At 70.8% G+C, this 18,421-nt stretch carries 16 protein-coding genes and 1 tRNA gene; 8 read left to right on the top strand and 9 right to left on the bottom strand.

Translation table 11 applies throughout. From position 1 onward, the window contains the following. Positions 1–63 precede the first annotated feature (63 nt). Positions 64–137, bottom strand: a tRNA-Gly gene (locus IM777_RS15805). Positions 138–216: 79 nt separating this feature from the next. On the opposite strand from IM777_RS15805, the gene dcd reads away from it, so the two are divergent. After that, positions 217–822 carry a dCTP deaminase gene (dcd, locus tag IM777_RS15800; protein ID WP_071045473.1) on the top strand — a complete coding sequence of 202 codons (606 nt, stop codon included), beginning with the start codon at positions 217–219 and terminating at the stop codon, positions 820–822. Positions 823–990: 168 nt separating this feature from the next. Here dcd and IM777_RS15795 read toward each other — a convergent pair whose 3' ends face one another. From IM777_RS15795 to IM777_RS15785, 3 genes are all read right to left on the bottom strand, one after another. Further along, complete coding sequence (locus IM777_RS15795; protein ID WP_194384017.1) at positions 991–3,300, bottom strand: alpha-galactosidase; 2,310 nt, start codon at positions 3,298–3,300, stop codon at positions 991–993. Further along, positions 3,258–4,304, bottom strand: a complete 1,047-nt coding sequence (locus IM777_RS15790) for a LacI family DNA-binding transcriptional regulator (protein ID WP_194384016.1) — start codon at positions 4,302–4,304, stop codon at positions 3,258–3,260. Before IM777_RS15790 ends, IM777_RS15795 begins: the two co-directional genes overlap by 43 nt. A 179-nt stretch (positions 4,305–4,483) precedes the next feature. Beyond that, positions 4,484–5,113 (bottom strand): MarR family winged helix-turn-helix transcriptional regulator, encoded by a 630-nt coding sequence (locus IM777_RS15785; protein ID WP_194384015.1) that lies wholly within the window; start codon positions 5,111–5,113, stop codon positions 4,484–4,486. 91 nt (positions 5,114–5,204) lie between these two features. Here IM777_RS15785 and IM777_RS15780 point away from each other — a divergent pair, with 91 nt between their 5' ends. After that, positions 5,205–5,798 (top strand): MarR family winged helix-turn-helix transcriptional regulator, encoded by a 594-nt coding sequence (locus IM777_RS15780; protein ID WP_194384014.1) that lies wholly within the window; start codon positions 5,205–5,207, stop codon positions 5,796–5,798. A 183-nt stretch (positions 5,799–5,981) separates the two neighbouring features. Then, entirely contained in the window at positions 5,982–7,754 is a 1,773-nt protein-coding gene (locus tag IM777_RS15775; protein ID WP_228481140.1) for a BCCT family transporter, read from the top strand. A gap of 18 nt (positions 7,755–7,772) precedes the next feature. Here IM777_RS15775 and IM777_RS15770 read toward each other — a convergent pair whose 3' ends face one another. Continuing rightward, positions 7,773–9,179: an MFS transporter gene (locus IM777_RS15770; RefSeq protein ID WP_194384013.1), complete on the bottom strand. Its 1,407-nt coding sequence runs from the start codon at positions 9,177–9,179 to the stop codon at positions 7,773–7,775. 81 nt (positions 9,180–9,260) lie between these two features. Between IM777_RS15770 and IM777_RS15765 the strand changes: the two genes are divergently transcribed. Both IM777_RS15765 and IM777_RS15760 read left to right on the top strand, forming a co-directional pair. After that, entirely contained in the window at positions 9,261–9,749 is a 489-nt protein-coding gene (locus IM777_RS15765; RefSeq protein ID WP_194384012.1) for a cation:proton antiporter regulatory subunit, read from the top strand. 7 nt (positions 9,750–9,756) lie between these two features. Then, on the top strand, positions 9,757–10,947 hold the full coding sequence (locus IM777_RS15760) for a cation:proton antiporter (RefSeq protein ID WP_194384011.1): 1,191 nt from the start codon (positions 9,757–9,759) through the stop codon (positions 10,945–10,947). 6 nt (positions 10,948–10,953) lie between these two features. Here the strand turns inward: IM777_RS15760 and IM777_RS15755 are convergent, their stop codons facing one another. Beyond that, positions 10,954–11,757 (bottom strand): response regulator transcription factor, encoded by an 804-nt coding sequence (locus IM777_RS15755; protein WP_194384010.1) that lies wholly within the window; start codon positions 11,755–11,757, stop codon positions 10,954–10,956. A 240-nt stretch (positions 11,758–11,997) separates the two neighbouring features. Here IM777_RS15755 and IM777_RS15750 point away from each other — a divergent pair, with 240 nt between their 5' ends. From IM777_RS15750 to IM777_RS15740, 3 genes are read left to right on the top strand one after another with little or no spacing between them, the layout of a single operon-like run. After that, positions 11,998–13,662 (top strand): GspE/PulE family protein, encoded by a 1,665-nt coding sequence (locus IM777_RS15750; RefSeq protein WP_194384009.1) that lies wholly within the window; start codon positions 11,998–12,000, stop codon positions 13,660–13,662. Further along, positions 13,649–14,845: a type IV pilus twitching motility protein PilT gene (locus IM777_RS15745; protein ID WP_272872941.1), complete on the top strand. Its 1,197-nt coding sequence runs from the start codon at positions 13,649–13,651 to the stop codon at positions 14,843–14,845. Before IM777_RS15750 ends, IM777_RS15745 begins: the two co-directional genes overlap by 14 nt. A 1-nt stretch (position 14,846) precedes the next feature. Beyond that, a complete protein-coding gene (locus IM777_RS15740) occupies positions 14,847–16,073 on the top strand; it encodes a type II secretion system F family protein (RefSeq protein WP_194384008.1) in 1,227 nt (408 codons plus the stop codon). 30 nt (positions 16,074–16,103) lie between these two features. Here IM777_RS15740 and IM777_RS15735 read toward each other — a convergent pair whose 3' ends face one another. The 3 genes from IM777_RS15735 to pilM are packed head-to-tail and all read right to left on the bottom strand — an operon-like array spanning position 16,104 to position 18,413. Further along, the gene (locus IM777_RS15735; RefSeq protein WP_194384007.1) at positions 16,104–16,763 is read right to left on the bottom strand and encodes a hypothetical protein; all 660 of its coding nucleotides are present in this window, start codon (positions 16,761–16,763) and stop codon (positions 16,104–16,106) included. A 1-nt stretch (position 16,764) separates the two neighbouring features. Next, complete coding sequence (locus IM777_RS15730) at positions 16,765–17,412, bottom strand: PilN domain-containing protein (protein ID WP_194384006.1); 648 nt, start codon at positions 17,410–17,412, stop codon at positions 16,765–16,767. After that, positions 17,409–18,413: a type IV pilus biogenesis protein PilM gene (pilM, locus tag IM777_RS15725; protein ID WP_071045463.1), complete on the bottom strand. Its 1,005-nt coding sequence runs from the start codon at positions 18,411–18,413 to the stop codon at positions 17,409–17,411. The genes IM777_RS15730 and pilM overlap by 4 nt, the downstream gene beginning before the upstream one ends. Between the last annotated feature and the right edge of the window lie 8 nt (positions 18,414–18,421).

Here is an 18,421-nt window from a genome sequence, read left to right as displayed (position 1 = left end):
CGATGCCGACGGCATCCGTACGAGAGCCCTCCCGCACCACCGTCGGTGGCACGTGAGGGCTTGTGGAGGGGATGACGGGAATCGAACCCGCGCTGTCTGCTTGGGAAGCAGAAGTTCTACCATTGAACTACATCCCCGAGAGCGGAAAACCGCAGCATCCGACAGCATAACAAGGTCGGCGTCGAACGCTCGCACGCGGATCGCTAGGCTGATGCCGTGCTGCTTTCCGATCGCGATATCCGCGCAGAAGTCCACGCCGAACGCATCGGAATCGCCCCCTGGGATGCGCGGATGGTGCAGCCGTCCAGCGTCGACGTTCGCCTGGACCGGTACTTCCGGCTGTTCGACAACCACAAGTACCCGTTCATCGATCCCGCCGAAGACCAGCCCGACCTCACGCACCTGATCGAGGTCGCGCCGGATGAGCCGTTCATCCTGCATCCGGGAGAGTTCGCGCTCGGGTCGACGTTCGAGCAGGTCACCCTGCCCGACGATGTCGCAGCGCGTCTGGAGGGCAAGTCGTCGCTCGGCCGCCTGGGACTCCTCACCCACTCGACGGCCGGATTCATCGACCCGGGGTTCTCGGGCCACGTGACCCTCGAACTGTCCAACGTCGCGACCCTGCCGATCAAGCTGTGGCCGGGCATGAAGATCGGGCAGCTGTGCTTCTTCCGGCTCTCGTCGCCGACCGAGAACCCCTACGGCTCCGGCCCGTACGCCAACCGTTACCAGGGGCAGCGCGGACCGACCGCCTCGCGCTCGTTCCAGAACTTCCACCGATCCGATGTCGGCGTCACCGATGCGGGCTCCGCGGGTCGATGAGAATCCGCTTCGCTGCACCCCTTCCCCTCGGGATGAGAATCCTCTAACCTGAGTCGCGTCGGCAGTCGGAGGCCACGGAGTCGTCGCCTTCACGAACACCGATACCCGGGGTTTACCCCGCGGTCGCTGCGTCGTCGGGGGGCACAGCGGCGACCGCGGGACGCCCCGTCAACGGGCAACCGAGTCGATCGCCTCGACGTCGTAAAGCACGGTCGTGTCGGGGAACACCGCCGGATGCGTGAGGCCGACCCGCTCGAGGGTCCCGCCGGTGAAGACGGCACCCACGCTCGCAGCGACATCGTCGGCGGTGACCGCGGAGTGCGCGGCCATGTCACCCGCGCCGCCACCCCACCACGGTGGCGGCAGCATCCCGCCGAGACTTCCCGCCGGCAGTACCGGGCGCACCCGGTAGCGACGATCCGGATCGAGCCCGCGCAGGCGCACGCGCCCGTACATGCTCGTCACCGGCCGGTCGACCGAGGTGATCGCGAACAGCGCGCGGGAACGGTCCGCGTCGACCACGCCGTGACCGAACAGGGTCTCGTCACCGGTGTCGAGACGCACGATCGTGCCGGTGTGCAGCAGGTCACGCCACTGCTTGTAGAACGCCACCCAGGCTGTGAGCTGCGCGAACTCCGCCGCCGGGGCGTCGCGCAGATCCCACTCGATGCCCAAGTGACCGAACAGCGCGGTCGACGCGCGGTATTCCAGCGAGTGGCCCCGTCCGGTCGTATGCGAGACGCCTGACGCGATGTGCGCGCCCATCAGCTCGGGCGGCAGCAGCTGCTGGGTCCAGCGGTGCATGAGCTGGCGCTCGTGCGGGTCGATGCAGTCCGATGTCCAAACGCGGTCGGTGCGCTCGATCACCTCGAGGTCGATGCGCCCGCCACCCGAGGAGCACGACTCGATCTCGAGGCCCGGGAAGGTCGCCTTCAACTCGTCGACGAGCCGGTAGAAGGCGAGCGTCTGGGCGTGCACGACCGGTCGGCCGTCGATGCGGTCGGCCGCTTCGACGAGGTCGCGGTTGTGATCCCACTTGATGTACGAGATGTCGTACTCGCGCAGAATCGCGACCATCGCATCCCGGATGTGGTCGTAGCAGGCCGGGATCGCCAGGTTCAGCACCTGCTGGTGGCGGCTCGGAACCGGCAGCCGGTCGGGATCGGCGCTCATGATCCATTCCGGATGCGCCCGCGCCACGTCGGAGTCGAGGTTCACCATCTCGGGCTCGAACCACAGTCCGAACTGCATGCCGAGTCCGGTCACGTGGTCGACCAGTGGCCCGAGCCCGTCGGGCCAGACATCCGCAGACACCTGCCAGTCGCCGAGGCCGGAGGTGTCGTCGCGGCGGGATCCGAACCAGCCGTCGTCGAGCACGTAGCGCTCCACCCCGATCTCCGCTGCCCGGTCGGCGAGATCGATGAGTCCCGGCAGGGAGTGGTCGAAGTAGACCGCCTCCCACACGTTGAGGGTGACCGGGCGCGGCGACGACGGATGCTGCGGACGGGCCCGCAGATGCCGATGGAAACGCGCCGCGAGCTCGTCGAGCCCGTCGCCGTATGCGCCGTAGAGCCATGGCGACGTGTAAGACGCACCCGCGTCGAGGACGACCTCGCCGGGCAGCAGCAGTTCGCCGCCCCCGAGCATCTGCTCGCCGCTGAAGAGCCGCTCGGCGTAGTGCACGTGGTTGCCGCTCCACGCCGCGTGCACCGCCCACACCTCTCCCGAAGCGAAGTCGAATCCGGGCACCCCGGCGTGCAGCAGATAGGCCGAATCGGCGCCGGTGCGCCCTCGGCGGTTCTCGCGCGAGTGGATGCCGACACCGAGGTCGGTGCGCTGCGGTGTACGCTCACGCGCCCAGCGGCCGGCGAAGTCGAGCACCTCGCCGGCGATGGGCGGGATCGGCAGCGCCGGCGTGAGCGCATCGAGCGCGTAGTCGTCGGTGCCGAGATTGGTCAGCTCCGCTCGTGTGCGCACGAGTCCGCTGGGCAGCAGCTCCACGCGGAGCGTCAGCGCGAGGCCGGCTCTGGCGTCTTCGGCGCGCACGACGAGCTCCCCCGGCCCGGACTCGGTGTAGCCATCACGCACCGCGACGCCTCCGAGTGTGCGCTCGGTCACCCGGAATCGCGGCGACCACGCCGTGCCGCCGCGCGAACCGGATACGCCGGGACGGCCGGGCCATCCGCTCGACCCCTCGGGAAGGATCGCCACGCGCACCGGCTCGTCCACCTGGTTGAGGCCGACGGGGTTCACGCCGGCGTCGATGAGCGCGAACGCCTCCGGCTCATTCAGCTGTCCGGGGTCGGCGCCCCAGTGCGCGGTCGCCGGGAGCAGATCGCCGGAGAGGTCGAGCACGAGCGCGACGCCGGCGGCGCGCAGCGACACGGCGCGCCGCGGGAAGGCGGGGGAGGAGGAGGTCACGGAGGCCTTTCGCGTCAGGAATCGATCGGTCCTGCGACCGGGGGTGTGAGGGGGCATCCGCACGATTCCCGCACGACGAGGTCGACGGGAAACGCGTGATAGCGCGGGTCGGGGTCGGGATGCGCGACCAGCGCGAGCGCGAGATCGGCCATCTCGCGCACGGGCTGACGTGCTGAGGTGAGCGCCGGCCACGTGAAGTCGCCGGCGCCCGTGCCGTCGAAGCTCACGATCGGACACGCGCGCGGGATGTCGATGCCAGCCTCGAGGAGGGCGCGGAGCACGCCGATCGCCTGCGCATCGGAGCCGACGAAGAGCGCGTCGGGCAGTGCTCCGGTGTCGAGGAGGCGTCGTGCGGCGCGGTATCCGCCCGCGTTGCTCCAGTCGTCGACCGCGAGGGCGCCCGGCGTGACGCCGCGCGCCTTGGTTTCGCTGCGCCATCCGGCGAGGCGCGGATCGGGGCTGGCGAGACCGTCGGGGCCGATGACCATGCCGATGCGCCGGCGGCCGTGCACCTGTGCGAGATGGGCGACGGCGGCGCGGGCGCCGGAGGCGGCATCCGGACCGATCGTGTGATGACCGGCGACCGGACCGGCGCAGTCGAGCAGCACGGTGGTGGGATCCCGCGGGTTGGCAACGGCGGGCTCGGTGGTGGGAGGCCCCGAGCTCGCGAGCAGCAGGGCGTCGACCTGACGGTCGGACAGATCCGAGAGCAGGCGGCGTTCGGCGTCGCGATCGCCGTGCGACTCGGCGGTGAGCACGCCGAATCCGCGTTCGCGGGCGGCGCGGTCGATCTCACCGGCAAACTCGGCGAAGTAGGGGTTGAGCGTGTCCTGCAGCACGAGGCCGATGGTGCGGGTCGTGCCGAGATTGAGGGTGCGTGCCGCGTGGTTCGGCCGGTAGCCCAGGTCATCCATCGCCGCGCGCACGCGGGCCGCCGTCTCGGGCGCAACCGGACGCGGGCCGCCGTTCATGACGTAGCTCACGACGGCCGTGCTCACGCCCGCCGCACGCGCGACGTCGGCCCGGGTCACCCGGCGGCTGCGCGCCTCGTCCCGCCCCATCCGTCGCTCTCCCTCGCCCTGAATCCCTCGGCGAGCGCGAGTCTACCCGGGTAGACCGGCGCGGGAGGTCGCATCGCCCCCGCCGATGTCGGAGATTCAGCTCGATGTCGGACGATTTCGGGCGAATCCTCCGACATCGGCGCGATTCTCCGACATCGGCGGGGCGGGGTCGGGTGTCGTCAGGCGGTGGGGGCGCGGTCGGGGCGGGGGCCGTAGCCGGGGTGGCGCGGACCGAAGCCGTGGTGGCGGTTGCCGTCCCAGCCGTCACGGAATCCGCGACCGTGCCCGTCGCCGGAGCCGTGTCGGTATCCGCGACCGTGCCCGTCGCCGTGCCCGCGGCCGAAGCCGTGCCCGCGACCGAAGCGGCCGCGAGCGAAGTCGAACGAGTCGTCGTCGGCGCCGCCGAGCGAGCGGGTGAGGGCCTCGAGGCTGCGCACGGTCGTTTCGTAGTCCTGCTCGCCGACGGTCTCGACCAGGCGGGAGCGCACCTCGTCGATGATGCCCGCCAGACGCTGCTTCGCCTCGCGACCGGCGTCGGTGAGCGACAGGCTGCCGTCTCCGGCCTCCTCCACCCAGCCTCGGTCGGCGAGGTGGCGCAGGTGGCGTCCGCGTCCGTGGCCAGGGCCGCGGCCCTGGCGCGTGGGCCAGGGTGCGTCGATGGATCCGTCGATGACGTTCAGCAGCATCCAGTCGCGTCGTGTGACGTCTTCGGCCGCAAGGCGCCCGTCGATCTCTCGCGAGAGTGAAGCATCCAGCGCGCGCAGCCAGAAGCCGAGGGGGCGGGGTGTGGGTGTTTCGGGGGTGTTCATGGAAGTTCTCCTCAGATATATGTCATGTAACAACTACATGCATGGTGACATGCTTGTGTGGAACATGTCAAGAGACATGTAAATTCGAACCATGACCGATCCTCGGCCCGACGACCCCGCCGCCACGATCGCCGCCGCGCTCGCTCGCCTGCGGGGGCGGCGCTTCTCCCGGCCGCCGTGGGAGGGCGGTCGTCATCCTCACGGCCGGCACGGCAAGCCCGGGTCGCACGGCAAGCCCGGGTCGCACGGCAAGCCGGGCGTCGGCGAGCGGGGGCGCCCGGAGTGGCCGGGTTCGCACCCGCTCGCCGGACCCGGCCGATTCGGCGGTCCGGCGCGGGTGCGCATGCTCGACGTGCTCGCGAGCTCGCCGGAGCCGCTGGGCGTGAGCGAGCTCGCCGAGAGGATCGGTGTCGACCAGCCCCGTGCTTCGCGACTGGTGCAGCAGGGCGTGCAGGAGGGGATGGTCCGCCGCGAGGCGCATCCCGACGACGCACGTCGCACGCGCATCGCCCTGACAGAGGAGGGCGCCGCGATCGCGCGAAGTTTCCGGGGCGAGCGGACGGATGCGGTGCGCACCGCCCTGGCGGGCTTCACCGACGCCGAGCGCGTGGAACTCGCGCGCCTGCTCGGCAAGCTCGCCGACGCGTGGCCCGGGCCGGCGCCCGGCGAGAACCCTCGAGCATAGCCGCCGGCCGCGGCACACCACCATGACTTTCGGTCGTCCGGCGGGCGTCGATACCGTGGAGCGGTGAGCGAGAACCAGACGCGCGCCGATACGGCGCCTGACGACCCCGCGCCCGACGACCCGACCTCCTCTCCGACCGAAGAGACCGAGAACCTCCTCGACGTGAAGCCCGCCGAGGAGGATGTGACCAGCACCCTCGCCGCCGGGAAGGGAGTGCAGCCCTGGGTCTTCTGGCCCGCAGCGGGAGTCGTGATCGCCTTCAGCGCCTTCGCGATCCTCGCCCCCGGTGCGGCTGAAGATCTGTTCCTGGGCCTGCAGAACTCCATCGTCAACGGCTTCAGCTGGTACTACGTGCTGATCGCGGCGATCTTCGTCGCGGTCGCGATCGTCTTCGGGTTCTCCCGCTTCGGCGACATCAAGCTCGGTCGAGACAACGACGAGCCCGAGTTCTCCCTCGGCGCCTGGTTCTCCCTGCTGTTCGCCGCGGGCATGGGCATCGGCCTGGTCTTCTACGGCGTCAGCGAGCCGCTCAGCCACTTCATCTCGCCGCGACCCGGCGTGACCGGCGAGCCGCCGCAGCTCGCGCAGGCGGCGCTCACCCAGACGTACCTCCACTGGGGGGTCACGGCCTGGTCGATCTACGTCATCGTCGGACTCAGCCTCGCCTACGCCATCCACCGGCGCGGCCGGCCGATCTCGATCCGCTGGACGCTCGAGCCCGTCCTCGGGCGCAAGCGCGTCGAAGGACCCTGGGGTCATGCGATCGACGTCGTCGCCCTCGCCGGAACGCTCTTCGGTGTGGCGACCTCGCTCGGCCTCGGCGTGCTGCAGATCAGCGCGGGTCTCGACGCCGCCGGTATCGCCGAGCCCTCCGCGGGCCTGCAGGTGATCATCATCGGCGTCATCACGGTGTGCGTGCTCGCATCGGTGCTGTCCGGCGTCACCCGAGGCATGAAGTGGCTGTCCTCGACGAACCTGATCCTCGCCGGCCTGCTCCTGCTCTACATCCTGATCTTCGGGCAGACGGAGTACCTGCTGCGCGAGTGGGTGCAGTCGATCGGCTCCTACATCCAGAACTTCGTCGGCCTCTCCTTCACGGTGAGTGCCTTCCAGGGCACCGCCGGGGAGGACTGGCAGTCGTCGTGGACCTCGTTCTACTGGGGCTGGTGGATCTCGTGGGCGCCCTTCGTCGGCATCTTCATCGCCCGCATCTCCCGCGGGCGCACCGTGCGTCAGTTCGTGCTCGGCGTGATCGGCGTGCCGACCCTGCTCGGCATCCTGTGGTTCGCGGTGCTGGGCGGATCGGCCCTGTACCTCGAGCTCGACCAGCCGGGATCGATGACGACGGCCGACGGATCGGTGAACATCGAGGGGGCGATCTTCCAGCTCCTGGACTACTTCCCGGGCACGACGCTGCTCACGATCGGCGTGATGGTGCTCGTGGCGGTGTTCTTCATCACGTCGTCCGATTCCGGGGCGCTCGTGATGGGGATGATCGCCACCGGCGGCAATCAGGAGCCGGCGAAGTGGATCCGCACTTTCTTCACGCTCGTGACCGCGCTGCTCGCGATCGCGCTGCTGCTCACCGGCGGACTCACCGCCCTGCAGACGGCGGCGATCACGATCGCCCTGCCGTTCAGTGTCGTGATGCTGCTGATCTGCTGGTCGACGATCGTGGCGTTCCAACGCGAACGCCGCGCCTACGACCACGCGCAGCGCGCCGCCTTCGTCGAGCGCATCGGCGACTACTACGGCCTCGAGGTCGAGGAGCCCGACCAGCGCGGCGTGAGGTGGCCGCGCCTGCCGAAGTGGATGCATCGGCGCGCCGACAGCGGTGACGGGAACGGCGCAGGCACCGGCCGTGGCTCGGGAGCCTCGCCGGCGGAGCGCGTCGATCCGTCGGTCACCCAGATCGAGGCGTCTCGCAAGGACGTGGGAGCGTATCCGCCCGAGTGATCGGGGAGCAGGCCGTCGTCAGTCGATGACGGCCTGCTTCGCCTTCACCGGGATCATGAGGGCGAGCCCGGCCAGCAGCACGATGGTGATGCCGAGGATGCCCAGTCGGGTGTCGCCCGAGATCGCGACGAAGAGGGCGAACAGGCCCGGCGCCATGAACGACACGGCGCGGCCGGTGGTGGCATAGAGGCCGAAGATCTCGCCCTCGCGCCCCGGCGGCGTGATGCGGGCGAGGAACGACCGGCTCGCCGACTGCACCGGCCCGACGAAGGCGGTGAGGATGAGGCCGGTGATCCAGAAGCCGATCTGCGCAGTGCCGATGAAGAGCACCACCGTCCCCGTCGCGACGAGGCCGATGAGCGAGGCCATGATGACGTTCTTCGGTCCGAAGCGGTCGTCGAGGCGCCCGGCGAGGATCGTGGATGCGCCCGCGACGACGTTGGCGGCCACGGCGAAGTAGAGCACCTCGCTGGAGGAGAACCGGAACACCTGGGCGGCGATGATCGCGCCGAAGGTGAAGACGCCCGCGAGCCCGTCGCGGAAGACGGCGCTGGCCAGCAGGAACATCAGCACCTGCCGGTTGCCGTGCCAGAGCTTGGTGAGGGTGCCCCACAGCACCGCGTAGGAGCGGAAGAAGCCCACACGCACCCGGCGCTCGGCCGCCGGGATTTCGGGAACGCGCAGCAGCACGGGGATCGCGAAGATGCCGAACCACACCGCCGAGGCGACGATCGCGACGCGGATGTTGAGCCCGTCGTCGGTCGGGATGTCGAGCACACCCGCCGCCCCGTCGGCGCCGAAGCTCTGGATGAACAGCACGAGCAGCAGCAGGAGCAGCACGATGCCGCCGACGTAGCCCATGCCCCATCCGAAGCCCGACACGCGGCCCATGTTCTTCGGCGTCGACACCTGCACGAGCATGGCGTTGTAGTTGACCCCGGCGAACTCGAAGAAGACGTTCCCGACCGCGAGCAGCGTGGCTCCGAGGATGAGGTAGCCGGGTGTGCCCTCGACGAAGAACATCGCGGCCATGGCGCCGACGACCACGAGCGTGTTCACGCCGAGCCAGAACTTGCGGCGACCGCTCCCGTCGGAGCGCTGGCCGAGAACGGGGGCGAGCACGGCGATGAGGATGCCGGCGATCATGAGGGCGACGCCGACCACGCTGGCGTTGTTCGCCAGGGCGGCCACGAGCGCCGGATCGTCGTCGTTGCCTCCGGCGGCGTCGACGATGGCAGGGTCGACGAACAGGCTGCTGGCGAGGTAGGTGCTGAAGACGAACGTGGTCACGACCGCGTTGAAGGCCGCCGACCCCCAGTCCCACAGGGCCCACGCGAGCACACCGCGCCGGCGCGTGTCCGGTGCGTCGTCGGCCTGCGTCGTGGGATGTCCAGATTCCGGGGAGGGGCGGTCGGGATGCGGCATGTCGGTCACAGTATGACCTTTCGGTGAACGGCCGGTGCTCGGCGGCGAGCGGGGATCGCCTCATGATGCGAGGATGTGGCCATGCCCGTCAATGTCGAGCGCACCGAACTGCCGGGGATCGGCATCCGTCACGATGTCGAGACCGCGGCAGGGCGTCGCGTGTCGATCGTCACCTTCCGCGACGGGGGCCGCGAGCTCGCCGTCGCGGATCCCCATGATCCGGACCGCGCCGAGCTGTCGCTGGAGATTACCGACGACGAGGCCACCGCGCTGTCGGAGGTGCTCGGCGGCTCGGTCATCATGACCCAGCTCGCGGGCCTCCGCGACCAGGTCGACGGCCTGTCGACCTCGCAGATCCCGGTGCGGGCCGACTCGCCCTACGCCGGACGCCCCCTGGGCGCCACCCGCGCCCGCACCCTCACCCGATGTTCGATCGTCGCCGTCGTGCGCGCCGGCGGCGTCGTGCCGGCGCCCGGACCGGACGACGTGCTGAGTGTCGGCGACTCGCTCGTGGCGATCGGCACGGCGCGGGGCCTGGAGATGCTGGCCCGGATCATCGAGGGAAGCTGAGCACCCCATGGATCACGGCGCGCTCGTGCTCATCGAGCTCGGCGCGCTCCTGCTGGGCATCGCCCTTCTCGGCCGACTCGCCGGCCGGCTCGGCATCTCGCCGATCCCGCTGATCCTGCTCGGCGGCCTCGCGTTCGGCGAGGGCGGCCTGCTCCCGTTCGCCGCCGGGGAGGAGTTCATCGAGATCGGCGCCGAGATCGGCGTGGTGCTCCTGCTGCTCATGCTCGGGCTCGAATACACCGCGGATGAGCTCGTCGGCAGCCTGCGCACCTCCCGCCGCGCGGGGGTGATCGACATGCTGCTGAATGCCCTCCCGGGTGCGGCGTTCGCGCTGCTCCTGGGCTGGGGGCCGATCGCGGCGGTCGCGCTCGGCGGGATCACCTGGATCTCGTCGTCGGGCGTCGTGGCGAAGCTCCTGCAGGACCTCGGACGCCTCACCAACCGCGAGACTCCGGTCGTGCTGTCGATCCTCGTGATCGAGGACCTCGCGATGGCGTTCTACCTGCCGCTGCTGACCGCGCTGCTGCTGGGGCTGAGTCTCGGAGCGAGCGTGCTCACCGTCGTCATCGCGATCGCGGTGGTCGCCGTCATCCTGTTCGTGGCCCTGCGGCACGGGCACGTCGTGTCGCGGCTCGTCTCTTCGCGCAGCGCCGAAGTGCTCCTGCTGACGGTGCTGGGGGTGACCCTCATCGTGGCGGGCCTCGCCGCGCAGGCGAGCGTGTCGTCGGCGGTCGGCGCGTTCCTCGTCGGCATCGCGATCTCCGGCCCGGTCGCCCGGCACGCCCAGCAGATGCTCACCCCGCTGCGCGACCTGTTCGCGTCGGTGTTCTTCCTCTTCTTCGGGCTGTCCACCGACCCCGCCGACCTGCTGCCGATGCTCCTGCCCGCGCTCGCCCTGGCCGCCGTCACGATGGCGACGAAGCTCCTCACCGGCTATCTCGCGGCCCGTCGCAGCCGGATCGGCGAGGCCGGACGCTGGCGCGCTGGGTTCGCCCTCATGCCGAGAGGCGAGTTCTCGATCGTGATCGCCGGCCTCGCGATCGCTGCGGGCGTGGACCGGTCCCTCGCCGCGCTGGCGACCGCGTACGTGCTGATCACGATCATCGCCGGCCCCCTGCTGGCGCGCATCCCGGACACGAGGGCGTTCACCGCGTGGACGGCACGTCGACAGGGCGCTGGCCGCCCCACCCGCGCGTGAGCGGCGTCAGCCGACGGCGGAGAGGGGCTCGATGGTGCGCACGCGGGCGGTCGCCGGAGCCAGGCGGTAGCCGAGCCCCCGCACCGTCGCGATGCACTCCGGCGAGCGGGCGTCGTCTCCGAGCTTGCGACGGATGTTCATGATGTGCACCTCGACCGCGTGACGGTCGTGCTCGGTGATGTGCTGGCCGGGCAGCCCGTTGGTCTCGCGCAGCATGAGCGCGAGCGACGACTTGCTGAAGACCTGCTCCTTGGCGCGCACGAGCATGTGCAGGATGTCGAACTCCGACCGCGTCAGCTCGCACGCGCGGCCGCGCATCTCGACGCGACGCGAGTGCGGATGCATCCGCAGCGGTCCGTGCGTGAGCCACGCGCCCTCGTCCTGGCGCGGAGCTCCGGTGCTCGTCAGGCTGCGCGAGCGACGCAGCAGCGCATCGATGCGTGCGCGGAGCGCGTGGGGGCGGACCGGGCCGGCGAGGTAGTCGTCGGCGCCGGCGCGGAAGCCCTCGACCGTCGCGGACTCGGAATCGTCGTCGGACAGCATGATCACGAAGGCGTCGCTGAAGTCCCGGATGCGACGGACGGCTTCGAAGCCGTCGAGGCCCGCCAGGTCGGTCTGCACGATCACGAGGTCGGGGCGATGCTGCGCGGCCGCGTCGATTCCACTGAAGGCCGTCGCAGCGGAACGCACCCGGAAGCCCTGCTGCGACAGGCGGTCGGCCACCGCCTTGGCTCGATCGGCGCGACTGTCGATGACGAGGGCGGTCCGCGCGAACGGATCCGACAGGGGGTGAGTGGCGATGGGGCGCATGGGGGCCTTCGGCGTATGTGGGGGCGAACGTCGATACAGCTGGCGAGGCGTACGTGCAAGAAATTCTGTCTTTCATGAGTAACTTCTCATAAAACTCAGCTTTCACACAGTCCCCATCCGCCCCATAACTTCAGTTTTTCCTCAGGTCGACCGGCTTTGGCTCAGGAAAGGTCGCGGAAGTCGTGCCACGAGACGGCCGAGATCTAGCCTGGGTCGCCGGAGGAGAACGGGGGGAGAACCGTGCGGGGAATCGCGCAGACGCTCGTCCTCCTGGGATCCACGCGCGCCTCGACGCTCAGCGAGCTGCTCGCCGAACACGGTGAGGGCGACCGCTTCCTGCACGAGGTCGTCGCGCGCGAGATCGTCACCCCGTCACAGCTCGCCGAGGCGATCGCGCGCCAGACGGGCCACCGCTTCGTCGACATCACCGGACTGCAGCTCGAACCCGAGGTCGTCACGCTCGTGCCCGGCGGCCTCTGCCGGAAGTACGACGTGCTCCCCATCGGTCGCACGGCCGACCGGGTCGTGCTCGCCATGGCCAATCCCACCGACATCATCGCGCTCGACGACGTGTCCACCGTCACCGACCTGCAGGTGGAGCCGGTCGTCGTCGCGGCCGACGCGCTCCAGCTGGCGTTCCAGCGCTACGTGCGATCCGACGAGGAGCTCTCCGATCTGTCCGCCGAGCTGGAGGAGAGCGCGGCCACACACCTGTCGGCGACCGAGGTCGTCGACGATCAGGACAGCGATGCGCCGATCGTGCGGTTCGTGAACCTCCTCGTCACGCAGGCGATCGACGATCGCGCGAGCGACATCCACGTGGAGCCGGGCGAGTCCCACCTGACCGTGCGCTATCGCATCGACGGGGTGCTGCACGAGATGCAGCGGGCCGACCGCAACATCCAGGACGGCATCATCTCGCGGCTGAAGATCATGGCCTCCATCGACATCGCCGAGCGGCGCCGGCCGCAGGACGGCCGGCTGTCGGTCTCGCACGGCGGCCGCAAGGTCGATCTCCGCGTCGCGACGCTCCCCACGGTGTGGGGCGAGAAGATCGTGATGCGCATCCTCGACAACACCGCCGTCAGCCTCTCCCTCGCCGATCTGCGGATGGGCCGCGGCAATCTGACGCGCTTCCGCGGCGCCATCGAGCGGCCGCACGGCATGGTGCTCGTGACCGGGCCGACCGGATCGGGCAAGTCCACGACGCTCTACACGGCGCTGCGGGAGGTGTCGAACCCGCGCGTGAACGTCATCACGGTCGAGGATCCCGTCGAGTACCGCATGGCGGGGGTCAACCAGGTGCAGGTCAACGCCAAGGCCGGCCTGACGTTCCAGTCGGTGCTGCGCAGCATCCTGCGCTCCGACCCCGACATCGTGCTCGTGGGCGAGATCCGCGACAGTGAGACGGCCGTCATCTCCATCGAGGCAGCGCTCACCGGCCACCTCGTGCTCTCGACGCTGCACACGAACGACGCTCCGGGCGCCGTCGCGCGTCTCACCGAGATCGGCGCCGAGCCCTACCTCGTCGCCACCGCGTTGTCGGCGGTGGTCGCGCAGCGCCTCGCGCGGCGGCTGTGCTCGACCTGCCGGCAGCCCTATCGCGAGGACTCGGCGGTGCTCTCGCGCCTGGGTGTTCCGCACGATCCGACCGACGTGCCCGTGCTCTACGGCGCGCAGGGGTGCCCGGCGTGCTCCGGGACGGGCTATCGCGGACGCGTCGGCCTGCACGAGGTGATGGCGATGACCCCCGACCTGGAGGCGGCGGTGGTGCGCAGCGCATCCGGCGCCGACCTGCGGGAGCTCGCGCTCGCGCAGGGCATGACGAGCCTGCGGGCCGACGGGTGGTCGAAGGTGCTCGAAGGTCTCACCACGATCGAGGAGGTGCTGCGTGTCACGGTCTGAACTGCGGATGCGGTCAGGGGGCGGTGTCGCCGAAGACGCGCCCGAGCGGGTGCTGGAGGGGGTGCTCCGCACGGCCGCGACGATGGGGTCATCCGACATCCACTTCTCCGCCGACGCGCCGGCGCTCCACCGGCACGACGGACACCTCGTGCCGGTGCCGGGCTACGAGCACCCCATCCCGGGACCGGTGCTGCTCGACGCACTCGTGGGGATCATGTCCGCCGCGCACCGCGAGGGGTTCCACGCCACCGGCGATGTCGACCTCTCCCACACGGTGCCCGGGACCGGGCGGTTCCGCGTGAACGTGTTCCGCCAGCTCGGGCAGGTCGCGGCGGCCTTCCGTCTCATCGCGAGCCGCGCCTTCACCCTCGACGAGCTGGGCGCGCCGGCCATCGCCGGAGACCTCGCGCTGCGTCCGCGCGGGCTCGTGCTCGTGACCGGGCCGACCGGATCGGGCAAGTCGACGACCCTGACGGCCATGATCGACCTCATCAACCGCACCAAGCAGGATCACGTGGTGACGGTGGAGGATCCGATCGAGTTCGTGCACACGTCGCAGCGCTCGCTCATCCACCAGCGCGAGGTCGGCGCCGACACGACCTCCTTCGCCGAAGCGCTCCGCCGCGTGCTCCGGCAGGATCCCGACGTCATCCTCATCGGCGAGCTGCGCGACCCGGAGTCGATCTCGACCGCGCTCACCGCTGCCGAGACGGGCCACCTCGTGCTCTCCACCCTGCACACGCAGGGGGCGGCGAAGAGCATCAACCGCATCGTCGACGCGTTCCCCGCGCACCAGCAGAACCAGGTGCGCAGCCAGCTCGGCGACACGCTGCAGGGGGTCATCAGCCAGACGCTCCTGCCCAAGGCGCAGGGGGGAGGCCGCGTGATCGCGACCGAGGTGCTCGTGTCGACGCCGGCGGTGGCGAACCTCGTGCGCGAGAACCAGATCGCCCAGCTGTACAACGCGATGCAGGCCGGGGAGGGTCACGGCATGCACACGCTGGATCAGTCGCTGAAGACCCTCGTCGAATCGGGCGACGTCGCCGCCTCGCTCGCGCGTCACTACCTCACCGACCCGCATGCCCTCGACGGCGTGCGAGTGCGCCCGCGCGACTACGACGCCGAGGCGTGGCTCGGCGGAAACGCCGACCCCGCGCCGCCGTCGGACGACTGGATCCTGTGACATGCCGCTGGAGGAATATCGCTGGCGCGCGGCCACCGCCACCGGGGCGGAGGCGAAGGGGGTGCTCGAAGCGGCGAGCGAGAGCGCCGTCGTGGCGAAGCTCCGGGCGCAGGGGCTCGCTCCGCTCAGCGTCGTGGCGCAGTCCAAGACGGGGCTCAACCGCGACGTGACGATCCCCGGGTTCGAGCGCGGCGTCGCCACGAAGGACCTCGCGGTGTTCGCGCAGCAGTTCGCCGGACTCATCCAGGCGGGGCTCCCCCTCATGCGGGCGCTCGCCCTGCTCGCCGAGCAGACCCCCAACCGGCGGCTGGCGTCGGCGCTGACGGCGGTGCAGGTCGACATCGAGTCGGGGTCGTCGTTCTCCACCGCGCTCGCGGCGCATCCGAACGTCTTCCCGCCGCTGATGGTGAGCCTCGTGAGCGTCGGCGAGACCGGCGGCTTCCTCGCCGACTCGCTCGAGGCGATCTCGCGCAGCTACCAGGCCGACGTGAAGCTGCAGCAGAAGATCCGCTCCGCCATGACCTACCCGATCATCGTGCTCGTCATCGCGGTCGTCGGCGTCATCGCGATGATCACGTTCGTGGTGCCGGTGTTCGAGAACATGTTCGCGAGCATGGGCGGCGAGCTCCCGCTCCCGACGCAGATGCTCGTGACCCTGTCGCACAACATGGTGTGGATCCTGCCGCTGCTGGTCGTGCTCGCCGTGGCGGGGTGGATCTGGTACCAGCGCGTGAAGCACACCGACCGCTTCCGGGGCGTCGTCGATCCCTTCCGCCTGCGGATGCCGGTGTTCGGCTCCCTGGTGACGAAGATCGCCGTGGCGCGATTCGCCCGCAACCTGTCGATGATGCTCGGGGCCGGGGTGCCCCTCATGCAGGCCCTCGACCTCGTCGGCAGGGCGGCGAACAACAAGGCCATCGAAGACGCCCTGCGCAGCGTGCGCGAATCGGTGCGCCTCGGCCGGTCGTTCTCGGCGCCGCTCGCGCGCGCCGCCGTCTTTCCGCCGATGGTCAGCCAGATGGTGTCGGTCGGCGAGGAGTCGGGGTCGCTTCCGGACATGCTCGAGAACATCGCGGCGATGTACGAGGCCGAGGTCGACGCGGCATCCGAGCAGCTGACGAGCATGATCGAGCCGATCATGATGACGGTGCTCGGACTCCTCATCGGCGGCATGGTCGTCGCGCTCTACATGCCGATGTTCACGATGTACCAGCAGCTCGGTCAGTGACCGGGGCCGACCGCGGCGCGGCGGCGCGGATCAGGGTCGCGTGAAGACGAGGAGCGTCGCGCTGAGGCTCGCCCCGCCCTCGGCGCCCTCGGTGACGGAGGCCTGCGTCACCGCGACCAGGCGGGGGCCGGCGCGCAGCTCGTCGAGGATGCGCGTGGCGGCCTCGACCGTGGGCGCGGCCACCACGACGGTCACCGACGTCTGCTGAGGGCCGTCGCTCGCCGCGACGGGCGCCGGGGTGCTCGACTCGAGGGTGGTGCTCGGCCCGACGGCGGCGGAGGCGTCGTCGGTCTCGGCTGCCTCGTCTGCGGGCTGCGGTGCCGGAGTGGCGGCCTCGTCCGTGCGCACGGCGAAGGCCTCGCTGCTCGCGGGCGTCACCGAGGTGACCGAGCCGCCCTGCGCGGCGGCCGCGTCGATCGCAAGCAGGAGCACGTCGTCGACGCGCGCCTCGGCGGGGATCTCCGCGCGGAGGGTCGCGACCTGCGCCTCGAGGGCCGTCATGTCGGCGGACTGGGCGACCAGCGCATCCAGCACCCCCTGCTGCGAGCGGTTCTGCGCGGCGACCGCGCCGGCCTCGCCCGCCGTGCGGGTCGCCTGCGTGAACAGGGGGAGCGCGAACACGAGCACGGCGAGCACGAGGATCGCGAGGGTCGTGGCCGCGCCGATGAGGTTGACGAGCTGCTTGGTCATCTCACTCCTCGGCCGTGAAGGCGCCGGTGTACACGGACTGGTCGAGCGCGATGCGCAGGGTGTAGGTGAACACGCCGTCGGCGGCGGTCAGCGACTCGAGGTCGGCCGCGATCACCGCGGGGGCCTCCCGCAGGTCGCGGGTCGCCGCGACGAGGTCGATCGCGGCCGGCGTCTGAACGGTCACGGTGCCCGACATCCCGGTCGCAGACGTCGGGTCGGACCCCGCCACGGGCGCGGCGCCGGCATCGAGCGAGAAGCCGGTGATCGTCACCCCGGCCGGCAGGTGCGAGGCGATGAGCGCGACCGCGGGCGTCCACTCCAGGTCGCCGGCCATCGCATCGGCGCGCAGCGCCTGCAGGTCTCCGCGGGTCGCGAGCGCTTCGCTCACCTCCGACAGCTCCGCGATGCCGGTGAGGATCTGCTGGGTGCGGGCCTGCTCGAGGCCGAGCCGCACCGACGAGGCGACGTGATAGGCGGCGGCTCCGCCCACGAGCAGCGCCGAGACGGCGACGGCGGCGATGCCGACGACCATCCACGCGCGGGCGCGCGCCAGCATGTCGCGCCGTCGCATCTCGGACGGGGGCAGCAGGTCGACGCGGGGGAGGGAGCCGATGGGAAGCACAGGCTGCCGGGTGCGGCGCACGTTCACGAGACGCCGCCCTGCAGCAGCGCGGCCGTGCCGGTCAGGCGCGCGGCCGTTCCGACGGGCAGCGCGAGACCGGGAGCGGCCGGCACGAGATCGGAGACCGAGACCGGGGTGACCGGGGCGCCGGCGGCCGTCGCGATCGCCTCGACGAGTCGCGGATGCGCGGCGTGCGTCCCGGTCACGAAGGCGATGTCGATCGGCGCGGCGTTCGCACGGTCGCGGTAGAAGGCGACGGTGCTCCGCAGGCGCCCGACGAGGTCGATGAGCGCCGTCTGCACCGCGGGCGAGAGCGCGTCGCGCGCATCCGACTCGACCGTCGCGGCGCGGCGACGGCGAAGCGGCTCGGATGCGGGTGCCGGTTCGTCGGGGGGTGCCGCGTCGACGATGTCGAGCGGAACGACGCGCACGAATCTCGGCACCCCGTCGGTGGCGATGACGATGTGCGTGGTGTGCTCGCCGATGCCCACGAGGAGGCCGGTGCGGCCCGGCTCGACGAGGGTCGCGAGGGCGCGGGCGTAGCCGAAGGCGACGAGGTCGATCGACAGGGGGCGAAGGCGTGCCTTGTCGAGGGCGCCGACGAGCTCCTCCATGTGCTCGGCGACGGCGGCGACGAGCAGGCCGTGCACGCCACGGTCGTCCTGCGCGGTCGGCACGAAGTCGAGAACGGCCTGATCCACCGGCACGGGCAGGCGGTCCTGCACTTCGAACGGCAGCGCCTGGCGGATCTGCGCGGGGTTGGTGAGCTGGGTCGAGTGCTCCCGCACGAGGATGCGGCGGTTGCCGACGCCGAGCACGACGTTGCGCTGCGAGATGCGCGCCTCGGCCCACAGCCGTTGCAGGGCGACGGCGACCGCATCGCGATCGAGCACCTCGGAGTCCTTCGCCGCCCCCGGCGGCACCGGCACCTCGCCGGCCGCCACGACGGTCGGGGTGCGTCCGAGGCTCACCTCGATCGCGCGCACGCTCTCCTCGGTGATCTCCACCGCCACCTGCGTCTTCGGCATGATCGTCC

Source organism: Microbacterium luteum, assembly GCF_015277875.1.
GTDB classification, from domain to species: domain Bacteria; phylum Actinomycetota; class Actinomycetes; order Actinomycetales; family Microbacteriaceae; genus Microbacterium; species Microbacterium luteum.
Note: the sequence above shows the minus strand (reverse complement) of the source record. Positions and strands in the feature narration are given on the sequence as shown.